This is a genomic window from Collinsella sp. AM12-1, from assembly GCF_003472325.1.
Taxonomy (GTDB): domain Bacteria; phylum Actinomycetota; class Coriobacteriia; order Coriobacteriales; family Coriobacteriaceae; genus Collinsella.
The window spans coordinates 338,395-338,806 of sequence record NZ_QRLS01000001.1 but is presented as its reverse complement, the minus strand read 5'-3'; positions in this window follow the sequence as shown (position 1 = coordinate 338,806).

Sequence of the window (412 nt, the reverse complement as noted above, 5' to 3'; positions counted from 1 at the left end):
GCGTCGAGGGCGCAGACGGTGGTCGACCTCAGGTGGACGTCCATCCCGAACGCGGTAGAATACTTTGGCATGGGAGCCTCCCAACCTCGTTGCGGCGCGGCTGCGCCTATGGCACTTCAACATCATTGTCGCAGCCCCGACCCGCGGTCACGAGCGGGGGCTCCTATCTTTTTAGTGCCCTCGGATTGGGTCATAGTGTCTGTCGTTGCCAAGACATCGGCGCTTCCGTTGTTGTAGGTGGCAGTTAGGTGCACTCATTGGGGACAGACTTAAATGAGTGCCCACAGAATGAGAGTGGATAATCTTCCGTTTTTGGCCTGCTTTGGGGTTCAAAGTGGGAGATTATCCACTCTCATCATTTTGCGGCACTTGGGGACGTTCCTTTTGTGCCGGCGCTTTGGGACACTCCTTG